Source organism: Streptococcus sp. 2022WUSS135 (assembly GCF_044427045.1).
Classification (GTDB): Bacteria; Bacillota; Bacilli; order Lactobacillales; family Streptococcaceae; genus Streptococcus; species Streptococcus hashimotonensis.
Map to the genome: position 1 here is coordinate 1 of NZ_JAOTGL010000021.1, position 19901 is coordinate 19901.

At 34.9% G+C, this 19901-nt stretch carries 17 protein-coding genes and 1 pseudogene; 1 reads left to right on the forward strand and 17 read right to left on the reverse strand.

Annotated features, from left to right (window positions below):
• Positions 1-124: 124 nt before the first annotated feature.
• A pseudogene (locus tag ODU45_RS07305) lies at positions 125-333 on the forward strand (transposase); the annotation flags it as partial.
• A 183-nt stretch (positions 334-516) separates the two neighbouring features.
• Here ODU45_RS07305 and ODU45_RS07310 read toward each other — a convergent pair.
• From ODU45_RS07310 to yaaA, 17 genes are all read right to left on the reverse strand, one after another.
• Positions 517-1227 carry an NTP transferase domain-containing protein gene (locus tag ODU45_RS07310; protein ID WP_398581046.1) on the reverse strand — a complete coding sequence of 237 codons (711 nt, stop codon included), beginning with the start codon at positions 1225-1227 and terminating at the stop codon, positions 517-519.
• 18 nt (positions 1228-1245) lie between these two features.
• Complete coding sequence (locus ODU45_RS07315) at positions 1246-2166, reverse strand: DMT family transporter (protein WP_398581047.1); 921 nt, start codon at positions 2164-2166, stop codon at positions 1246-1248.
• Positions 2163-3737 (reverse strand): NTP transferase domain-containing protein, encoded by a 1575-nt coding sequence (locus ODU45_RS07320; RefSeq protein WP_398581048.1) that lies wholly within the window; start codon positions 3735-3737, stop codon positions 2163-2165. Before ODU45_RS07320 ends, ODU45_RS07315 begins: the two co-directional genes overlap by 4 nt.
• A gap of 232 nt (positions 3738-3969) precedes the next feature.
• Positions 3970-5061, reverse strand: a complete 1092-nt coding sequence (locus ODU45_RS07325; RefSeq protein WP_398581049.1) for a glycosyltransferase — start codon at positions 5059-5061, stop codon at positions 3970-3972.
• Positions 5062-5189: 128 nt separating this feature from the next.
• A complete protein-coding gene (locus ODU45_RS07330; RefSeq protein WP_398581050.1) occupies positions 5190-6239 on the reverse strand; it encodes a hypothetical protein in 1050 nt (349 codons plus the stop codon).
• A 46-nt stretch (positions 6240-6285) separates the two neighbouring features.
• The gene (locus tag ODU45_RS07335; protein ID WP_398581051.1) at positions 6286-7701 is read right to left on the reverse strand and encodes a lipopolysaccharide biosynthesis protein; all 1416 of its coding nucleotides are present in this window, start codon (positions 7699-7701) and stop codon (positions 6286-6288) included.
• Positions 7702-7745: 44 nt separating this feature from the next.
• Positions 7746-9179, reverse strand: coding sequence for an O-antigen polysaccharide polymerase Wzy (gene wzy, locus ODU45_RS07340; RefSeq protein ID WP_398581052.1), 1434 nt, complete (start codon positions 9177-9179; stop codon positions 7746-7748).
• 223 nt (positions 9180-9402) lie between these two features.
• Positions 9403-10551, reverse strand: a complete 1149-nt coding sequence (locus tag ODU45_RS07345) for a glycosyltransferase (RefSeq protein WP_398581053.1) — start codon at positions 10549-10551, stop codon at positions 9403-9405.
• 282 nt (positions 10552-10833) lie between these two features.
• Entirely contained in the window at positions 10834-11646 is an 813-nt protein-coding gene (locus tag ODU45_RS07350; RefSeq protein ID WP_398581054.1) for a glycosyltransferase family 2 protein, read from the reverse strand.
• A gap of 212 nt (positions 11647-11858) precedes the next feature.
• Complete coding sequence (locus ODU45_RS07355; RefSeq protein ID WP_398581055.1) at positions 11859-12713, reverse strand: NAD-dependent epimerase/dehydratase family protein; 855 nt, start codon at positions 12711-12713, stop codon at positions 11859-11861.
• A complete protein-coding gene (locus tag ODU45_RS07360; RefSeq protein ID WP_105139283.1) occupies positions 12710-13312 on the reverse strand; it encodes a sugar transferase in 603 nt (200 codons plus the stop codon). Before ODU45_RS07360 ends, ODU45_RS07355 begins: the two co-directional genes overlap by 4 nt.
• A gap of 204 nt (positions 13313-13516) precedes the next feature.
• Positions 13517-15343, reverse strand: coding sequence for a nucleoside-diphosphate sugar epimerase/dehydratase (locus ODU45_RS07365; protein WP_105140341.1), 1827 nt, complete (start codon positions 15341-15343; stop codon positions 13517-13519).
• 29 nt (positions 15344-15372) lie between these two features.
• Positions 15373-16104, reverse strand: coding sequence for a capsular polysaccharide biosynthesis protein Cps4B (gene cps4B, locus ODU45_RS07370; RefSeq protein WP_398581056.1), 732 nt, complete (start codon positions 16102-16104; stop codon positions 15373-15375).
• A gap of 37 nt (positions 16105-16141) precedes the next feature.
• A complete protein-coding gene (locus ODU45_RS07375; protein ID WP_024383053.1) occupies positions 16142-16837 on the reverse strand; it encodes a tyrosine-protein kinase in 696 nt (231 codons plus the stop codon).
• A 9-nt stretch (positions 16838-16846) separates the two neighbouring features.
• Complete coding sequence (locus tag ODU45_RS07380; protein WP_024399722.1) at positions 16847-17536, reverse strand: YveK family protein; 690 nt, start codon at positions 17534-17536, stop codon at positions 16847-16849.
• A gap of 17 nt (positions 17537-17553) precedes the next feature.
• Positions 17554-18993, reverse strand: a complete 1440-nt coding sequence (locus ODU45_RS07385) for an LCP family protein (protein ID WP_398581057.1) — start codon at positions 18991-18993, stop codon at positions 17554-17556.
• Between the two features lie 124 nt (positions 18994-19117).
• Complete coding sequence (yaaA, locus tag ODU45_RS07390) at positions 19118-19852, reverse strand: peroxide stress protein YaaA (protein ID WP_044759784.1); 735 nt, start codon at positions 19850-19852, stop codon at positions 19118-19120.
• Positions 19853-19901: the final 49 nt, after the last annotated feature.

Here is a 19901-nt window from a genome sequence, read left to right on the forward strand (position 1 = left end):
GTATTTTTCTATGATGCGGAGCATTATTTTTATCTTTAAGTGCTTGCTTTAATTCTTCGACTTGTGTTTGGGTAAGTTCTTTTGTCATAATACCATTATAACGCTATTTTTGATTTTTGTTAAGTATAAGACATTTCTAAAAGATAAAGACAAGGTTTTGAATGCCATGGAATTGCCTTATTCCAACGCCAAACTGGAAGCTACCAATAATCTCATCAAAGTCATTAAGAGAAATGCCTTTGGTTTCAGGAAGATGAAAACTTTAAAAAACGGATTTCGATTGCTTTAAACATAAAGAAAGAGAGAACGAAGTTCGTCCTCTCAAGGTGTTAGATTTTCATCTACCCACTACAGTTGACAAAGAGCCATAAGAAAGAGATAAAAAAGAGAGAACGATTTCGTCCTCTCTAGGTCTTAGCTTTTCATCTACCCACTACAGTTGACAAAGAGCCACAAAGAGCCGTTTTTTATAACAGTATACTGGGAGAGGGGGATAGGTACCTTGTTATGGGGCAGTTACTTTGTTATGGGATGGTTCCTTTCAATCGTTGAAAGGAAGTTTTCTAATTTTTCCAAATCATTAAGATCATCAATTTCAAAACTAGCCGTACTAGAAATTTCTTGCTTGACTACCTTAATTTTTGAAATATTGTCTTTAACTAGATTATCCCAATATAAATCACCAAAACCTTCTTTGTTGATTTCCTCTTCCAAAATCTCGCGGAGCGTTGCACCCGCCTCTTTTGTCCAAAAAGAAACACCAGACAGAATAAAACCATGTCCGCTTGCTATTATAATTTCTTCGACCAGATTATCAGAATTACATTTTAAAAGCCATTCGTCCTTAAAATTAGTCTTATAAGCACTAAAATAGGTAGAGTTGCTTATTTTATTTTTCAAAAAGTTCTCATGAAGATAGTTGTCAGCATCAATAACATAAGCATCACTAAGATATTCACGAACTAAATACATAGTATAAAAATTATTATAAACATCATATTTGTCATTGTATACCAACTTTACACCATACTTGTCCACGAGAAATTGAAATTTCTCAGCAAGATACCCCGTGACTACCACAATTTCATCAATACAAGCCTCTCTCAAAAATTTAATTTGTCTTTCAATAAGTGTTTCTCCCCCTATCTTGATTAACGACTTGGGGGTTGTCAGTGTTAAGGGACGAAGTCGTGTCCCCATTCCAGCTGCCAAAATTATTGCGCGCATATTTATTCCTTTCTACAACTAGCTTTTTATAACAAGTGAGGATCCGACAATAATTAAGAATCCACAGATAATTAGTCTAATATCCATAAATCCACCTAATAAAAAGATAGAAAAAATAACTGTCCAAATGGAATAGGTAACATTAAGCCCTGTAGCTTTGACAGGACCAATCCTGTCAATAGCCGAATAGTAGCAAAGGTAAGATAAGGTACCAATAGCAGCTAAGACAACAAGCAGTACCATACTTGCCGATGTCACAACTTGACATAAACTATATACTATCTGCCCTTCAAAAGACATGAACATTAAATATGCTAGACTGGAAGTCCATTGACGAATTAGTAAGGCTTGTTTGGGTGAAATATCCTCTTTCATCCCATAGGCAGTGATTACACTTTCTGAAGCCCAACCAAATACGCAGAGTAAAGCAGCCAAAATACCCCAAAAAAGACTATTAAAGGATGAGAAATTGGTGTAGCCTAAAATAATAACTGCTAAGATAATCAGAGCTAAGCCAAACCAACCTCTCTTGTTTAAATAGTCCTTTAGGAAAATTGCACCTAAAACAGCAGCTACAGCTGGATACATCGCAGAAATAGTCGCTGTTAAACTCGAACCAATTAAATCAACAGCTATCAGATAGGTACGCATCCCTAACGGGCCAGCAAATAAAGCAGCTAGTATAACAAAACGAGCACTTCTCTTCTTCAACAAACTTACAAGCCCTTTTAGTTCCCCTCTAACCCCCATTCCTACAGTCAGCAATAATGCAGAAATGAAATCATGGAAAAATGCTAAAAGAAGCGCTCCCGAAACAAGCCGATTATCTGTAAAAATAAAGGGGGCTAAAGTTAAAACAAACCCGTTTAAAGCGGTATCTAATCCCCAAAACATACCGGACAGTAAACCTTGAACTGTCCCTTTTACTTCGGATATCATACTCCCTCCACGATACTATGGTTCTCCAAAAATAAACTAAATTCTTTAGCATATTTATATTGACTAGCGGCATACTCACCAAAATCAACCCCCAAACTTCGCTTATATTCACACCAGTTACTCCAAAGTAAGCCACAAGTAGCTATATAGCAATATATCTTGATACGAATTCCTGTAGGACAGCAACCCCTGAAATAAATATCTATCAACTCATCAATTTGCTCCTTATTATAAAGAGAATATATGCAAAACATGGCTATATCTACATGTGGATCTTGCATACCTGCATATTCCCAATCAATCAAACGAATCTCTTCTGCTCCATCTTCAGAGTAAATCAAAAAATTATCTGGAACAGCATCAATATGAGTTAAGACTTTTCTATCTGTGTGTTTATCAATATAGGTCGCAAGACTGAAGACACGTTTTTTAGTCTGTTCATAATCACTGTATATAGATTTAGTTCCATCTAATAAAGTTTCATAAAAATTAATTTGCTCAAAAATATCAAAATCATGATTGACCTGAAGTTCTAATGTATGAAATTCTCGCAACTTTGACATGCACTTCTCTACGTCCATACGATTATTCAAATCACAACTTCTTGCATTTTCAATAAATTTCGTAATTTTGTAGCCTTTCTCTGGATTGATATAAATAATTTCATCACATATATTAGTGCCACCCAGAGATTGATAGACAGAGAACTCCTGTTGCCGATTTATCAATAAATCTGTTCCTTCTCCGGGAATGCGCATGATATACTTTTTGTTTCTGCAAGAAAATAGAAAGGAACGGTTAGTCATTCCTTTTTTCAAAGCAGTTATTTCACTGATATCTTTTATTTCCACCTGCAAAGTTTGACAGATAATATCAATAGCATCGGACTGTAAATGCTCTGAATGACTATCTAACTCCCTTAAATCCTCAAAAGTATTGATTTGCCTAATACTATCTAAGGAGACAATTTTAGGGCGAATCCATAATGACTGATTATCATAAAGAGCTTCTTCCCAAAATGCCGTTTTCACCAACTCACTCTCTGCTATAGCATGCAGTAATTGTCTGAGTTTGACCCCATCTTTATGATTAACATACGCAATACCAGTCATGGCATTCCAGTATTCTTTCTTATGTTTCTTCTCATCCTCATAGATCATATAGTAAGAGTCTGTTTCATCCGATAGAAAAGGATTTGTTCTACACCAAATATCACTAGGTAGAATAAAAGTATTAGAAATTTTCTCTGAGACCAAGAAAAGAGAGTACAAATTATTACTATCACAATAATCTGCATTTTCTACCAAGGTGACATCATACTTCTCCTTTAAGTATGTTAACTCATCTTTCATGTAGCCTACAACAACTGTTATAGACTCCACTCCCGCTTCTTGTAATTGTCTGATAAGGCGTTCAATAACCCTTTCACCATTGATGGACAATAAGGCTTTCGGTCTTTCAATATTTATCGGAATCATTCTTAGACCGAACCCTGCAGCAAGGATAATGGCAGAACGCGGTGCCTGTCCTTCTGATTTATTATCTATTGTCAAAAACAACTGTTCATCCATACACTTCTCTTTAATCAATGTTTCGACCTCCTGCTCTACAGCCCTCTCAACATAATCCAATGACTTTATTATAGGGTGTGTCAATATCCGATAACCTGTATCTGCTATTTCTATGTGATAAGTTTTTTAGTTAAGAACTATAAAATAGATTATGAATTCTCGACTAAAAATTTATCGATAACAACCGCCAGGCCAAATAAAGGAGTCCCTTAAGCATCCATCTTATCCATTCTTACCTATTTTTCGATAATTCCAAGACAGCAAGTAACCTGGAAATTCTCTCAGAAGCAGAAAATTTATGTTTTGTATGCACCAGCATCTCTTTCCATTCGTCAACCTTTTTTTGATTTTCAATAACATACTTCATTCCCTTATATAGGTCTTCGTCACTCATTCCAACTAACATGCCACTCTTTGCAGTATCAATAATCTCTTTTCCACCACTTACAGAGGTCGTCAGGACAGGAATCCCCAACATTATAGCCTCTGAACAAGCGGTGCTAAAACCTTCTGCATACGAGGAGCATACAAATAAATCTGCTTTAGAGGTAAATTTATGTGGATTCTTCTGTGCTCCTATAAATAATACCACTTTCCCTAGTCCATGTTCTTGCGAATATTTAACTAATTCACCATGTTGTGGACCATCTCCAATTAACCACATTTTAAATGTGTAACCTTCATGTATTAAGCGTTCTACAATCTTCAACAATCGTAAGTAGCCTTTTTCTTCGGAATGCCTTCCAACAGAGACAAAAAGTAATTCCTTCGGAATTTCCAGGTCTATTTTTTCTTCTCCAAGTTTACATACCACATCATTATTGATAGGATTATAGCAATACTCCACAGGCACTGTACATTGCAATTCCTTAAAGAGTCTACCTGCATTTTGCTTTGATACACAAACCACCTTATCGGCTTTTTTATAGTATTCTTTAAGATGTAGTCCCACATCATAACCATGCATCCATACATAGTGTTTTGACCTCACACTATTTGATGACACAACCGCACATGTGGCCAAACCATATTGAAAACCAATCTCTATTTGATACCTATCGCGCCCGAAAATCCAATCATGTAGTAGAGTTCCTGGAACTAGATTTAAAATTGTCGACAAACCTCTAAAATAAAAACCAAAAATCGGTTTTACTTTAATCTTTTTATTTATATCTTTTAAAATACTCTTGTCAAAATTAAAAATAGGTCTCAGCGTCACTTCAACCATCCCAGTATCGGCTAAATAGTTTGCCATTGCAATAGCTGATTGGGCCACACCGTCTGAATAAGTCAAATGATTAAATGAAAAACAGATTTTTTTCATATTTATAACGTATTCCTTCTAATCTTTATGGAGGGGGCACTAAAAGTTATACCCCTTATTTCAATTTATTCCATGCTAAACCAGCAATGGCTTCCTCTAAATATTTAAAAGATATTTAGTCATGGCTATCAGAATATTTTCCCACCTTCTTGTTTTACTCCTGAAACGGTATCACGACTTACTTCATCAAAGGGATATAAATATTCAGCTAATCTTTCTTCAATAACTCTAATATCTGCTTCAATGTTATGTTTTTTCCAAATCTGAGTATTATTAACTGATTGTTGTGGATTAAATTTTTTGAATTGCATACTGTGTAGAGAATTATCCAGACCAGTTAGCATTTCAATTTTTGCAACTGTTTCATCATATTTATAAATCATGTCTTCAAAACGTAGTCTAATGACCTGATTAGTATCATAACTTTCTACTTTTCCGCTTTTCCGCGTGTATAAGAACCAGTCGCAGAAAACATTTACATCATCCGTTGGACAAATATTTTCTTTCCAGTAGAAGCGGTTGCTTGTGTAAATATCCCTTGGATCACGGTCTACAATAAAAACGGTGATTTCATCAGAAAAGTAACGAAGAATTCGATTGAGATTCTGAGACGGAACCAACTGATCAACCTCTAAGAATGGTAGTCCTTCAGGATTAGCCGCCTGCATTAACGAAGCAACATAGTTCTGAACAGATTCAATGAACTTTTCCTGCGAAGGGTGTGAACAAAAGATTCGTTCTCTGGCTAAAATACTCTTTTTTCCATTTGTTAATTTTCGTAATATCTTATCCCATTGAATCAATATATAATACAGTACTTTTCCTTTATCATATGCATCATAGAACCACCAGCCAGGATATGAAAAATCAGTTATAGAGTCAATAAACTTTCTAGTCAATTTCATGTATTGATTGTTGAAAAAAGTCTCGTACCTTGCATTGAAAAAGGTACCAGCATTGAACTCCGACAATCTCTTAAAACGCTTTAGAGCATGCCCAGCATTGTGCCTGTCATGACATTCACATAAATAATGTTCTAAATCAGAAACACCATCAAGATCATATAAAAAGCGAAATTCATAATTTGTTAAATCCTTCACACAGGAGTACTCCGCAACCAAGTCTGTCAACGCACTTGAACCGCTACCATAAAAACTTGCGCAAGTTATTATTTTCATTCTACTATATCCTAACTAAAGCATAATTAAAACTTATAAATAGACATTATTTACGAACTAATTGACTTCTCACTGTACTGAATAGCGACAATAACTCTATTCTTGTATTGTTAAATATCATCAAAACTCCAAAATAGACTATAATACAGACAAGAACTCCAACAATATTAAAGAAAATATTTTTTTCAATTATATTTTGAAAAAGTAGGCCTAAACATCCCATTATAGTTGCTGCACCACCATATACATTTAACTCTTTTGGATAATCTTTGATTTTCAAATTTGCAACTTTTGATGCTATCCAATAGTGAGTAGCAGTCAACTGCCATCTTATGGCAAAAGAAACATAGGTTATAACCATAAAACTGCTATGCTCAAAATATAACAGACCTGTTGCAAGTAGTAGGGCTTGCAACATATTAGATAAAAATACATAGCCAGGTTTCCCTTTAGAAAGAATTGCATAGGCTCCTATATCTGCAAATATGACGCTCTCACACATAACCAATCCCCATAAACCGACAAAGAGGGAAGCTTCCTCCCATTGTGTTCCAAGTAGCGTTAGTGTAATAAACTTACGAAAAACAAATATACCTACCCCTAAAGGAATGGTAAATAAACCAATGGACTTTTGAAAATTATATACCGTTCGATTAAAGGAAGCTGAGTCATTTTGTGCTTTGGATAATGTCGCAAACAGCACATTCATAGTTGAAGCAGTAATAATCGAAATTATTTGATTTACAGTCGTAATTGAAATCTTATATAAACCCAGATAATAAGCGCCTAAGGTTTGACTAATAATAAAAACTGCTACATTGGAAACTAGCCATGACGAAAGAGTCTCCAACATCGACCCACCACAAAACATAAACATACTCTTCAGTTGCTCATAATCATAGTATAATTTTATACGTTGCGTAGACCATATCATTAGAATAACTGTAATTACTGACTCCCCCACCAAATTTCCAATTACTAACGACCAATGAGAGTGGGTATATAGCGCTAACGGTATCGTCACAAGTACCGGGATGAGCTTAGCAATAACTCTAATAATTCCGAGCTTTTTATAATCAAAATTCTTTCTATATACAGCATATTGAATACTAGAGTAGGACATCAAGAGCAACACTAAGGAATAAACTCTAATCACCATCTCGTGACCCGATACACCACTGAAGTTAGCAAGTATTTCTGCATTTAGGAATATTAATAAATAAAAAAATATCGAAACACCTAAATTTGTCCAAAATGCCACACTAATATACTCATCTTGTTCTGAGGAAGAAACAAATTGATACTGTACAATATACTTTTGGAAACCCGCATCTGTAAACATTTCAGCAAATGTAGTAATCATCATAATTGATGCAATAAGACCAAATATTTCTGGTGTTAGAAGCCTCGCCAAAATTATATTAGTGATTGGTGAAATAAATTTAACAATAATTTCTGTCACTAACGACCACTTAACTGCCGATGTAACTTGATTTGACTCTACACTCACTTTCTTAATTCCACCTTACTACTTATTTTACCTAAAAATGCAGTTCTGCGACACGTGGTTTGTATGTATATTCTCATAAAAATTAGAGAGTAAGATATTGCTTTCCATATATAATACGAATCTCTACGTGGTAATGTAAACCAGAAAAACAACAAGATACTTGCTCTGTACAATCCCCATGGACTAATATGTTCTTTTAAATTTTTAACTCGTAAAAACGAAAAAATTATAAAACAAACAATAAAAACAGCAATTAATCCATACCAACCAAAATTGATATAAGCCTCTGCGTTAAGAGAGAAACCTAAACCAAACGAATATTGCCCAAAATATTGAGAGTGCCAGTTTTCAAATATCCTAGATTGCTGATTTATCATATTCACAATTCCTGTAATATCTAAAAAAGAAGGTATCAAACCACCAATCGCAGACAAAATATATCCTTGCCCCCATAAAAAACTTTCTTGTCCTGGAACAATATACATCATTGTAAATAGCGGAAAAACACTAATTCCTAACTCAGATAAAAAACCTACCAAGAAGTTTCCTCCTGATAAGGCAAATAGAATGTCTTCGCCTATTCTATATGCGTACACCACTCGGATAAAGATAATCAGCAATAGCCCAATGAAGCTAATTTTAGATATATCCTTCCAATTATATTTAATATTCCTACCATTTTTGTTGTATGAAATAAGAGTTAAAATAAGCAATCCTGAAATACCTGTTGTCCTATCACCACAAAGAGCAGTGAGAACTAACCAGATAAATACGCCGTAGCGTGCTATTTGTGAATTCTTATCGCTTTTGAAGATAATTGTTAAGAGGGAAAATGGCATGAACATAAACTCTAAAAAGGTTACCAGCGCTGGAATGTTCTCTTCAAAAGCCCTAACAGCATAGTACCCTCCTTCTAAGCTTGTAAGAAATTTCATTGCAACAAGAGGTAGAGCTAAAATTGAAGTTCCTAGAAAACCCAACCATGCTACCCTACCAACTTCTAGAGGGTTATACTGATCAACAACATAGTGCTTCTCTTTTTGTAGTATGGAAACACAAACAATCCCTGCATAGCCTGCCACTACATTACTAAGGGATGAAAAAATAGACACATCTTTCAAAAAATTTTTTAACGTACTGATATAAAAATCATAGAACGGGATATCTAGAGCCACCAGAAGTAATTGTCCATTTTGAAATACATAAAATGCCATTAAAAACAGAGTGATGAGATTTATACCCCTCCCATTTAATTTGTTTATATAAATAATTTCAAGAATAAAAATTATTAAACTACTAAGAATAGTAAATTTTATCGTAAAAGTCTCCTCAAAAGAGGGACTTATAAAAAATAGGAGGAATGCATATAACATGACAGCTACAGCTCCAAATGCCACAGCCATAAAGCTTTTTTTAGAGATAACTAACATTCTTATACTCTTTCTGTTGATTATTTTTCTACTGAATCCTATCATTATTTATAAAGTCTAAATATAGTTCCTTAACTTAAGAAATAATAATTTGAGATTAGCAATACTATTTGCTGTTAATTTTACAACTACTGAACGCATCGCCTATACAGATCCTTCCAATAAGGGCTTTTCTAATTTTTTAGGCAAACTCAAATGATTCACTATAAAAGTAGCAACCTACCTAAACGGAATTGCTATAAATTTCCTTCATTTTTACTTCAACTCGCTCTAAAGAATATTTTTCACTAGATAAAAGTGAGTATTGAGAAAATTGCTGATATAAAAATTCATCATCAAGGATTCTTGTTATAGCTACAATAAATTCATCTACTGTTGAGTTCTCTATAATATAACCATTTTTTCCATTCTCTACTAAATCTCTATTTCCACGACAATTCGATACTATTAAAGGCAGGCCAGTTGCCATTGCTTCAAGCAAATTCACAGGAAGGCCTTCGCGTTTAGAACTGGATAGGGCAATATCAGAAACTCTCATCAAATCAGGAATATCTTTTCGATAACCTAACAAAAGTACTAATTCTTCTAAACCTTTAATCTTTATGAGTTGGCGGTAAGTATTTAACAATACTCCATTGCCAACTAGTAATAGAACAATATCCTTTCTTGTTTTTGACAATTGTTCCATCATTTCAATTAAAATAGATTGATTTTTATTGGCATTCAATTCTCCAACAAAAATTAGGTACTTTTTATCCTGTTCTAAACCCAACATTAATTTTAGCTGAGCCTTTTCATTATACGATACCGGTGAAAATTTTTCTAAATTTACTCCGACCCCATTAACTAAGTGCAAACTCTTCATTTTGAAACACTTCTTAGCAAGAGCATAATCCTCTTCGTTGATAGTAATAAAAGTATCTGTAAAGTAAGACAATATTTTTTCTATAGGGTAAAAAAGAAGCCACCCTATTCGACTTCCACCTTTATAGAAATGAAAACCATGAGCAGTATATATATTATCCGCTTTGTGACTGTAACCTAGAATCCGTCCCACTAGCCCTCCGACTGGAGAATGGCTATGAACCAAATCGTAGGCATTATTAGTCATCACTCTATTCAAAATTCTAAATGCTAGCCAATTACTAGGGTGAAATGGATTCCTTTGAAAAGGAATATCATATACATTGACTTTGTTTGCCTCTAAAAATTCTTTTAAATCTTGTGCATTCTCAATAGAAATAGTACCTGGATGAGAAAAATTGGCTGCTACATCGACCTTAAAACCAAGTGATTGTAATATTTTTATGTTGGAAATATTAAATTGTCCAATCATTGAAGCTACAGAGGCTATAATAAGAGCTTTTTTCATACTAAATATTTCTTTCTTTCGTTAAACTAATAATTCCTTCAAAATTATTTATCTGATAACCAAAATCATATATAATACTAGATAAGCCCGCAAGAGAGAAACAATACTCGGAACAACTTAAACTTTTGATACTCATTAATAATTTTGATTTCATTTAGTATATACCTGTCCTAGCGCTCATTTTTCTAAGAGGGGAAAATTGAATTAGTCTGATTTTTACATATATAGTCTGAAGAAGGGAGAGAAAATTTATAAAATAAATATTTTTACTCCTGTGATCCATTAATTTTTCATTGATAAAAGTATTCTTCTTAGATATTTTAATTCATCAAAAATAGTGATTACAATATAAAAGGGTAAACTTATTTTTTTTTGCTTTAATAATTCCATGAAATTCAATCTGTTCCCTTCTTGCATGCCTTTTAAGTTACCTGACAAACCTCGTTCCCCAAAACCTCGCTTTCCACGATCATAGTGGACATTCTGTTCGGGCAAATAATAGTATCCATATGCATGACAAATTCTCAAAAAGTATTGTCTATCCTCAGAATAGTGGCGTTCCTCATCATATCCACCAATTTCATCAAAGATCGATTTTTTAAAAAGGACTGTTGAAGTCTGTGGAAACATCTTTATACAAATTTCTTGAATATTTGCTTTATGAAGTCTATCTATTTTGCGACCAAGAATAGTTAATGGAGATGAAGTATGATTACCACCAATAAAATCAATGCTATCATTAAATAAAATTTCATCTATTTGTCTTTCGATTTTATTCGCAAACCACTCGTCATCAGAATCCAGCAAAGCAATCCAGGTTCCTAAAGCATTTAACATTCCTACATTTCTTGCTCTAGAAACTCCTGCATTTTCCTGGTTTATTATACGAATATTAAGGTAGGGATATTTTTTTGCATAACGTTCAACCTCGAATGCTGTCGAATCTGTAGAACCATCGTTAACTACAATGATTTCGTTAATATACTCCAAGCAAGTTTGTAGCCTAACTGATTCTAAAGCTCTTACTATAACATTCTCAGAATTGTACGCTGGAATAACGACTGAGATAGATGATTTTTCTATATTTTCTCCCAATACTCTGTCTCCTTGTTGTATCTTTTTAATCACTTCTGTAAGAATACTCAATATCATTCAATAATCTTGATAGAAATTACTTAAATCAAATTTATACTACTAAATATTTTTTCTGATAAAATTTCTGGGTGATGCAAAACATTAAATCCAATAAAACAATTTACTTACAACTTGAATCTGTTTAATTCTTTTCCCCTTTAATTTTTGTTCTATCATAATTCTGTATTTTTTATTGATTCCTCAAAGTCGATTACCTGATATTCAAAGTCATAACGACTCATCTCTTTTTCATAAACAAGATTTCCAAATACTTTCTTCACCGTATCTAATCCGAAAAATAGTCTAATAATTGGATTGAATAATTTGGTGAAATAGATTTTTTTATGATGTGCCACAGCAATCTTACCTACCAGGTCAGATGTGGTAACATATTCTGAATTTTGTGGAAAATAGACGCCTTCTATTCTTCTTTCAATAGCCTGTAGGATAAATTCACAAAGGTTGTCAATATGTAGCATACTTCGAGAATTCGAAATTTTAGGAAAAACTGGTATTTTCTGAGCTAACTTTGAAAGTTTAGGATAATTTCCCTTCGATCCTTTTCCATAAATCATCGGAGGACGAACGATAACAATTTTAAAGTCATCATTGGCTAAGCCTGACAGTTTTTGTTCTGCTTGCCACTTACTATCTCCATAAAAATCAGAAGGAGTTGGAACTGTTTCTCTAGTAATAATCCTTTCTGAACTTGAACTATCACCATAGACGATGATGCTGCTCATAAAGATAAATTGTTGTATATTCGACAGTTTAGCTTTGGAGGCAACTTTATGGGTTAATTCTGTATTAACATCATAGTAAAGTTGTTTCTGACTTTCATCTTTTGAAAAATGTGCGATTCCAGCCACGTGAAACAAGGAGTCATAGCCTGAAAAATCAAACTCTTCCCAATTTGAATCTAATAAATCAAGGGTATCAATTTCAAAATTGCTATCCTTATTTTTTACGTATTCTTCAAACGAAGTTCCAATATATGAGTTTGCTCCTGTTATCAATACTCTTTTCATGACTTCCCTTTCTGCCCCGTTCCGCCTTCGACGACACCTTCACTTTTTGCTACACTAATAAACGTTCCAAAAAAACACTTAATATCAAGCAGAAGCCCCATATTCTCAACATAGTAGCCATCTAATTTTGACTTTTCATCAATCTCTAACTCATCACGGCCATTAATTTGAGCCCAACCAGTCAGACCTGGACGAATGTCATTTGCTCTATATTTATCTCGCTCCTCAATCAAATCATATTGATTCCATAGGGCTGGACGTGGACCAACAATGGCCATTTCTCCTTTGAAAATATTGAATAGCTGAGGTAATTCATCGAGACTAGTCTTTCGTAGAAAAGCTCCTACTTTTGTAATCATCGCTGTAGGATCCTTCAAAAGATGGGTTGGCATATCGCTTGGAGCATCTACATACATAGAGCGGAATTTATAAATCATGAAGTGTTTTTTATTCTTACCAACTCGTTTTTGTTTAAATAGTACCGGACCTCTAGAATCTAATTTAATTGCCAATGCAATCAATAATAAGATTGGACTTAGAATAACAATAGCACTTCCTGAAATAATGATTGCTAAAATGCGCTTACAAATTGGATACATTTTCATCTCCATTTTTCATTTTATTCTTATCAACTCATTCATATCTATAAAAGCCAATAGTCTCCTAATAATGTAAAGCAAATTTACTAAATTTTAAATATCTTGGAACCGACTCTCCAATATTATATTCATTAAGTATTTCAACCATCCTAGAGCCTAAACATCGTTTAAACTCTAGGAAAGTAAAAATATTTTTTTACTTTCTTACTCTTGTTTAGCAAATTCAATCAACTTATCTTTTAATTCATTTCTATCTTTTTGAAGTAATCCATTGATAAATGAATAGACAATGTCCGATTGTTTATTTGTAACGCGACCTACAAATATTTTTTCATAAATCTGTTCGCTGATACGTTCTTCTGTTGATAGTAATTCCTCGTAGAGTTTTTCCCCAGGACGAATACCTGATTCAACAATTCCAATTTCTTCCTCAGTATGACCACTCAGCAGAATAACTTTTCTTGCCAATTCCAGAATTTGTACAGGCTCACCCATATCCAAGACAAAGATTTCTCCGCCTTTTGCCAAATGTCCTGCTTGGATAACCAAACGACTGGCTTCTGGAATAGTCATGAAGTAACGAGTCATCCTAAAGTCAGTAACGGTAACTGGACCACCTTTTTTGATTTGTTCCTTAAATAGAGGAACAACACTTCCACGACTACCTAAAACATTTCCGAACCTTACTGCAGCAAATTGTGTTTGTCCTGTTTCATTTAAGCCAGTAACAATCATTTCTGCTACCCGCTTAGTCGCCCCCATAACATTTGGCGGATTAACAGCTTTATCTGTTGAAACCATAACAAATTTGGCAACCTTTGCAGTTTTAGCCGCCTCAGCCACATTCTTCGTTCCAAAAATATTATTCTTCACTGCTTCATGTGGATTATATTCCATCAAAGGAACATGCTTATGTGCTGCAGCATGATAAACAACATCGGGTTGATATTCAGCCATTATGCTAAAAATCAATTCTCTATCTTGAATATCTGCAATGAGAGGGACCAACTCAATCTTACCTTGGTACTTTTCCAGTAACTCTCGATGAATGAGATAGATTGAATTTTCTCCATGTCCAAGCAACAACAAGCGTTTAGGCGTAAACTTAGCAATTTGACGACATAACTCTGAACCGATAGAGCCACCTGCTCCCGTGACAAGGATTGTTTTCCCTTTGAAAAACTGATTCAATTCATCTTGATCTAAAACAACCTCTGGTCGACCAAGAAGGTCTGCTACGTCAATTTCCTGAAAGGCACTGACAGACATGTTCCCCGCCATAATATCTTCAATACTAGGCATATTATTGACAGTCACTCCTGTAGTATTACAGATTTCAACAATCTTCTCTCGCTCCTTACCATTTAAGGAAGGGATAGCAATCGTTACTTGATCAACTGCCAATTCTTCTACTAAGCGTGGAATATCATTGCGATTTCCTAAAACTTTAGTGTTACGGATAAATGTTCCAAGTTTATTTGGATCACGATCGACTATGCCGACAATTTCAAAATTCAATTTTCGATCTTCGACGGTATTGATAAAAATATTTCCACCATCTCCAGCACCTACCACCAAAATTCGCAGTGAGCTATCCGTCTTACGAATAGCATTTTTTCGTGTCTCATGCAAGACTTTCCAAACAATCCTTGGGGTAATGAGCAATACATATGACAAAAATAAGGATACTAAGATGAAGCGATAACTAAAACTCTGCCATAAAATCGTTGAGATAATTAAAAATAATGAATAAGTAGATATCAAGCTCAACCCTATTTTTACATAACTCTGATAACCGGTATACCTCGTAATTAACGAAAAAATCTTTAATCTAACTGAAATAATCAGATAGAATATCAATACGAATAAAACTGCAAGAATGAAACGTTCATCTGGAATGTCAATAATAATATCCAAGAACAGTCTACTCAAATTCATGGAAACTACAATAAGAAAAGTATCCATGCATATAAGTATCAATCTTTTGCTATTACGCTCTAACAGTTTATCGGTAACAGTTCCTAAATCCATTTTTTTCTCCAAAATCTAGAGTAACCAGCTTAAATCACCTGGTTTTTTAATAACATAAGAGGGTTCTTTTTCAATAAAGCTTTTGCTCTATCTTCCCCAAATTCCTCTGTTATTAACTTATAAGCCTCTCTCATAAACGGAGGTCTATTTGATAAATTATGCATATCACTAGCCACACAGTGCACCAAATCCTGCTCTAAAAAGTACCGTGCCCGTTTCTTAAACTCTTTTGCTCGGTCACCAATTAAACCTGGTTTTAACACATGGTTGCTATTAATTTGAGTATAACACCCCTTGTCGATTAACTCTTCTACTCGCTCTGACTGAAATGCCAGAGCATCATAACGCTCTATATGGGCAAGTAGTGGAGTCAGTCCAAGTAACATTACTTCATTCACAGCCTCTTGGATTTCTTTCCAAGGAGTATTCTTACTAAATTCTAGGAGAATATAGCGCGTTCCATTAAGAGTTGGAACTTCCTTTTTTTCGAGTTTACTTAGGATATCCTTATTATAGTAAAGTTCCGCTCCATAACATAAAGTCATTTCTGGATAAGCTACTTTAACTCTCTCTTTTACTTGAACAAAATTAGTCATAATAATTTTCTCAGGAGTTTCAAACATCCCTTTTCGTCTATGAGAAGTAGCAACTATGAAGCGAACCCCCTGACGATAAGCTTCTCCTATCAAATCTAGACTCTCTTCAATTGTCTTTGGACCATCATCCACACCAAATATAATATGCGAATGAACATCAATCATACTAACACCTACTTAATCAAAGCTCATATAATAAAAATCAAGCTTTTTTACCGTAATTTCCATAGTTACCATAATTTCCATAATCACCATATTTCTCAGTTGCAATATCATACTTGTTCAAGATAACGCCTAAGAACGGTGTTCCTGTTTGCTCCAACTGCTCCTTTACTTTTTTCACAGCTGAACGTTTAACATGTCCTGCCTCTGCTACTAAAACCATTGCATCACACTTCTGGGCAATAATTGCCGCATCGATTACCATCCCTAGAGGGGGGCAGTCAACAATCACATAGTCAAAATACCGACGAAGAGTAGCTAATAAGTTCTCAAAATTCTTACTTTGTAGAAGGGCAGTTGGGTTTGGTGATATTTTACCAGACTCGATAACTGTTAAATTCGGAATATTTGTTTCACATAGCCCTCGAGATAAATCAGTAGTTCCTGCTAAATAATCAGTTAAACCAGTAATTTTCGTAATTGGCTTAAAGAAACCTGACATCACTGAGTTTCGAATATCGGCATCAACCAGGACCGTCTTGTAGCCAGAACGAGCATAGGCAATAGCAAGACTGGCTGCTGTTGTACTCTTTCCTTCATTTGATTGGACAGAAGTTATGCCAACCACTTTAATATCTTCCCCACTGAGTTGAATATTCGTACGGATAGCGTTAAAATATTCTTCCGTCTTATTTACTAATTCTTTCTTCGTACGTGCAATTTCTAATGTCGCCATATTTTTCTCCTATTTCAATTTCTTCGAATCTGGCACTACACCAAGTAAGGTCAATCCCATTACCTCTTCGATATCCTGAGGACGTTTTACACGGTCATCCAAAATTTCCATAACCAACACGAGACCTGTTGCCAAGATACTGCCGGCTAATAAACCAAGCAAGATATTGCGTTTGGTATTAGGAGTTGATGGCTCCTCTGCTGGGACAGCCTCTTCAAGTGTTGTCACATCACTCACTTTTGTAACTTCGATGATTTTTTGTGATGCGAAAGTACGGAGACTATTTGCAATGCGAGCTGCTTCATTTGGGTCCGCATCACGCACGGAGATAGAAACAATACGAGTATCAACAGGAATAGAAACTGAAACCTTTTCTTTTAGGTTTCCATTCAAATTCAACTCTGTAGCCACCTGTGTCAGCACATCTTGTGATAGGATGATTTCTTGATAGTCTTTTACCAAATAAGACCCAGCTTGTAAATCCTGATTTGTCAATCCCGCGCCAGCTTCAGCATGTTGCCCAACTACATAGATACGAGTTGTCGAATCATATTGCGGCGTTACCAAAAAACTACTATAAGCAAAAGCTAACCCTGCACCTAATAGTCCCAGCAGAAGGATAAAGATTTTTTTTCTCCAAATCGTTTTCAGTAAGAGTAAAATATCAATTTCGATTGTATTCATTTCTTGATTATTCATGTTTTCTCCCTATTTTTTTAATTTCCATCCAATACTGACTGAATAGCAGCCTTTGTTTGTTCCAAACTTTCTTGGTTTATTTCTAACATATAAAGTTGTGAATCCGGCATAGCATAAGAAGGCAAATCTGTTCGCCCATTTCCAACTAGCGCTTGTGACTCCACTGTAAACTGTGTGCCGGCTTCTAATTGTGTATTAACTAAGCCTATAATTGTTTCAATACTTAGATCCGTTTGAATAGATCCTTCTAAACTATTTAAAATAGCTTGATAATTACGTAAATTCTCTGGTGAGCTCAATTTTTTTATAAGTGCTGCAATGACTTTTTCTTGATTTTTACCACGGTCATTATCACCATTAGCCAACGAATACCGCTCACGAACAAAGATTAGCGCTTGCTCTGCATCTAAGTGTACTGTTCCCACCGGGAAAGTATGCTCACCACTTGTGAACTCTTGGGTGTTTTCTACATCGATACCTCCAACCACATCAATCAACTGTAGGAAGGATGTAAAGTTGAGACGAATATAGTTGCTAATATCAATACCATAAAGATTTTCCAAGGTATGCACAGAGGCATTGACACCATAAATACCAGCATGAGTTAATTTGTCGTATTGATTTTGCCCACCATCTGCGATAGCAACATAAGAATCTCGTGGAGTAGTTGTCAATAAAATCTTATGTGTAGCACGATTAATAGTCATAATAATATTAACATCTGAACGCGAAACAGACGAAATTGGACCATATGTATCAATGCCGCTGATATAGATATTAAAACTGTCTCCACTCACCTGCTTAGTAGCTGTATCAACAGTCTGAGTCACTTTGAAACTATATATTTTCCTCACTTTTGAAGAGAAGTCTGGATCCTCATTTTCTAAAATATTGGTGAAAACTCCGTTGAAAATCATTGCTTGACTCTCACCATTTAGCATAGCTTGGTAGGCTGTTAGATAAGAGGTCGTCGGACTTGTAGTTAATTGAGTAGACTCCATTTTGGAAATATCATCTAATAAAGCAGTGATGTTGTCTTGATCGTATTCAGCCGGAGCAAGTACATTAGTGACCTGTCGAACATCTGTAATCTCACTATTTGCTGGGACGAGGATGCTCATTTCATATTCTGAAAATGTCGAATTTGAATTTAGTCGTGTTGAAAATTTTACAACTTCTTGCATTCCATAGATTCCGGCAGAAGTGATGACCAGTGAAAAAATAAGTAAGAGTGCTGTAAAGACACGCGCTTTCTTACGCCACATCAACAAGCCAGTCAATACCGCAACCCCTATCAACAGGATTGTTACAATATAGTTTAAATACCGAAAATCTAGGATGTTATAGCAATACATAGTCACTAAGAACAGACATAGAATAATGGCATATAGCCCCCAAAGCGCAAAATTTAGCAACTTAAGCTTAGGCGATTTCCTCCATCTGCTTCTCTTCTTCATAAACAACCTTCCTTTTACTTATAACTCACCTATTGTATCACAAAAAACAATATTTTACTAGCCACGTAGCCATATTAGTGATGAAAAACGTTATCTTATTCTTTTTGGAATCTTGTTCTTTTTTTCATAATTTAACTGAGCGTATGAAAGTCAGCTGATTCTCTGTTGATTTTTCAGTACAATATTCAAAGCCATCCACCTTAAAATCTTGAATGTCCGATAATTTCTGAATATTGTTCTTAGCCAACCAGGACAGCAATCTTCCTCTACCTTTTTTTGATATAGTCGAGTGAACTTTTAGCTGACCTGCTTTTTCTTCCATGAAAAGAATTTTAACTAATCTTTTCTGAATCTGTGGAGAAAACACCTGCTCAAATTCTGACGAAGCCAGTGAGAGAATCAGTTCATCATCACCAACTTCTTGGTCATAATACGGTCGCCAGTACTGTTTCAAAGACTGATTGCCTATCTTTAAGCTCCCTTGAAAATCTAAGCGGTGAGGTGAAATGAATTCAAAAGGATGAATCAATCCGTATAAGGCTGTCGCAACACGAACGTGGTCACGTAGATAATTTTCTTCTTTCGAATCTATACCTCGCCTATCCATATAACGATACATGAGACCATCATATAACTGCCAGGCTGGATAGGTTTTTGCTTGACCTGTCCTGATTCGATGCCAACGATCAACTTCTAACTCAGCCTTTGCTTCATTCAATTTATAAAAGGCAGCCATCTTTTTTACATCAAATTGACTTATGGCATCCAGCACCTGCTTGCTTCGATCAGACAGGGGATAAAACGAGGCATTCTCTAGATTTGTATTTACTTCTTTTGCATTAGGTATAATTATTTTCATCACTTAATTATATCATATAGTAGCTTAATTCCTGAACCTCAACCCCATT

Bases quoted from the DNA above. Each gene is read 5' to 3' on its own strand.
- ODU45_RS07310 (WP_398581046.1), bottom strand. From the start codon at position 1,227: ATGCGCGCAATAATTTTGGCAGCTGGAATGGGGACACGACTTCGTCCC.
- ODU45_RS07315 (WP_398581047.1), bottom strand. From the start codon at position 2,166: ATGATATCCGAAGTAAAAGGGACAGTTCAAGGTTTACTGTCCGGTATG.
- ODU45_RS07320 (WP_398581048.1), bottom strand. From the start codon at position 3,737: ATGGATGAACAGTTGTTTTTGACAATAGATAATAAATCAGAAGGACAG.
- ODU45_RS07325 (WP_398581049.1), bottom strand. From the start codon at position 5,061: ATGAAAAAAATCTGTTTTTCATTTAATCATTTGACTTATTCAGACGGT.
- ODU45_RS07330 (WP_398581050.1), bottom strand. From the start codon at position 6,239: ATGAAAATAATAACTTGCGCAAGTTTTTATGGTAGCGGTTCAAGTGCG.
- wzy (WP_398581052.1), bottom strand. From the start codon at position 9,179: ATGTTAGTTATCTCTAAAAAAAGCTTTATGGCTGTGGCATTTGGAGCT.
- ODU45_RS07345 (WP_398581053.1), bottom strand. From the start codon at position 10,551: ATGAAAAAAGCTCTTATTATAGCCTCTGTAGCTTCAATGATTGGACAA.
- ODU45_RS07355 (WP_398581055.1), bottom strand. From the start codon at position 12,713: ATGAAAAGAGTATTGATAACAGGAGCAAACTCATATATTGGAACTTCG.
- ODU45_RS07360 (WP_105139283.1), bottom strand. From the start codon at position 13,312: ATGTATCCAATTTGTAAGCGCATTTTAGCAATCATTATTTCAGGAAGT.
- ODU45_RS07365 (WP_105140341.1), bottom strand. From the start codon at position 15,343: ATGGATTTAGGAACTGTTACCGATAAACTGTTAGAGCGTAATAGCAAA.
- cps4B (WP_398581056.1), bottom strand. From the start codon at position 16,104: ATGATTGATGTTCATTCGCATATTATATTTGGTGTGGATGATGGTCCA.
- ODU45_RS07375 (WP_024383053.1), bottom strand. From the start codon at position 16,837: ATGGCGACATTAGAAATTGCACGTACGAAGAAAGAATTAGTAAATAAG.
- ODU45_RS07380 (WP_024399722.1), bottom strand. From the start codon at position 17,536: ATGAATAATCAAGAAATGAATACAATCGAAATTGATATTTTACTCTTA.
- ODU45_RS07385 (WP_398581057.1), bottom strand. From the start codon at position 18,993: ATGAAGAAGAGAAGCAGATGGAGGAAATCGCCTAAGCTTAAGTTGCTA.
- yaaA (WP_044759784.1), bottom strand. From the start codon at position 19,852: ATGAAAATAATTATACCTAATGCAAAAGAAGTAAATACAAATCTAGAG.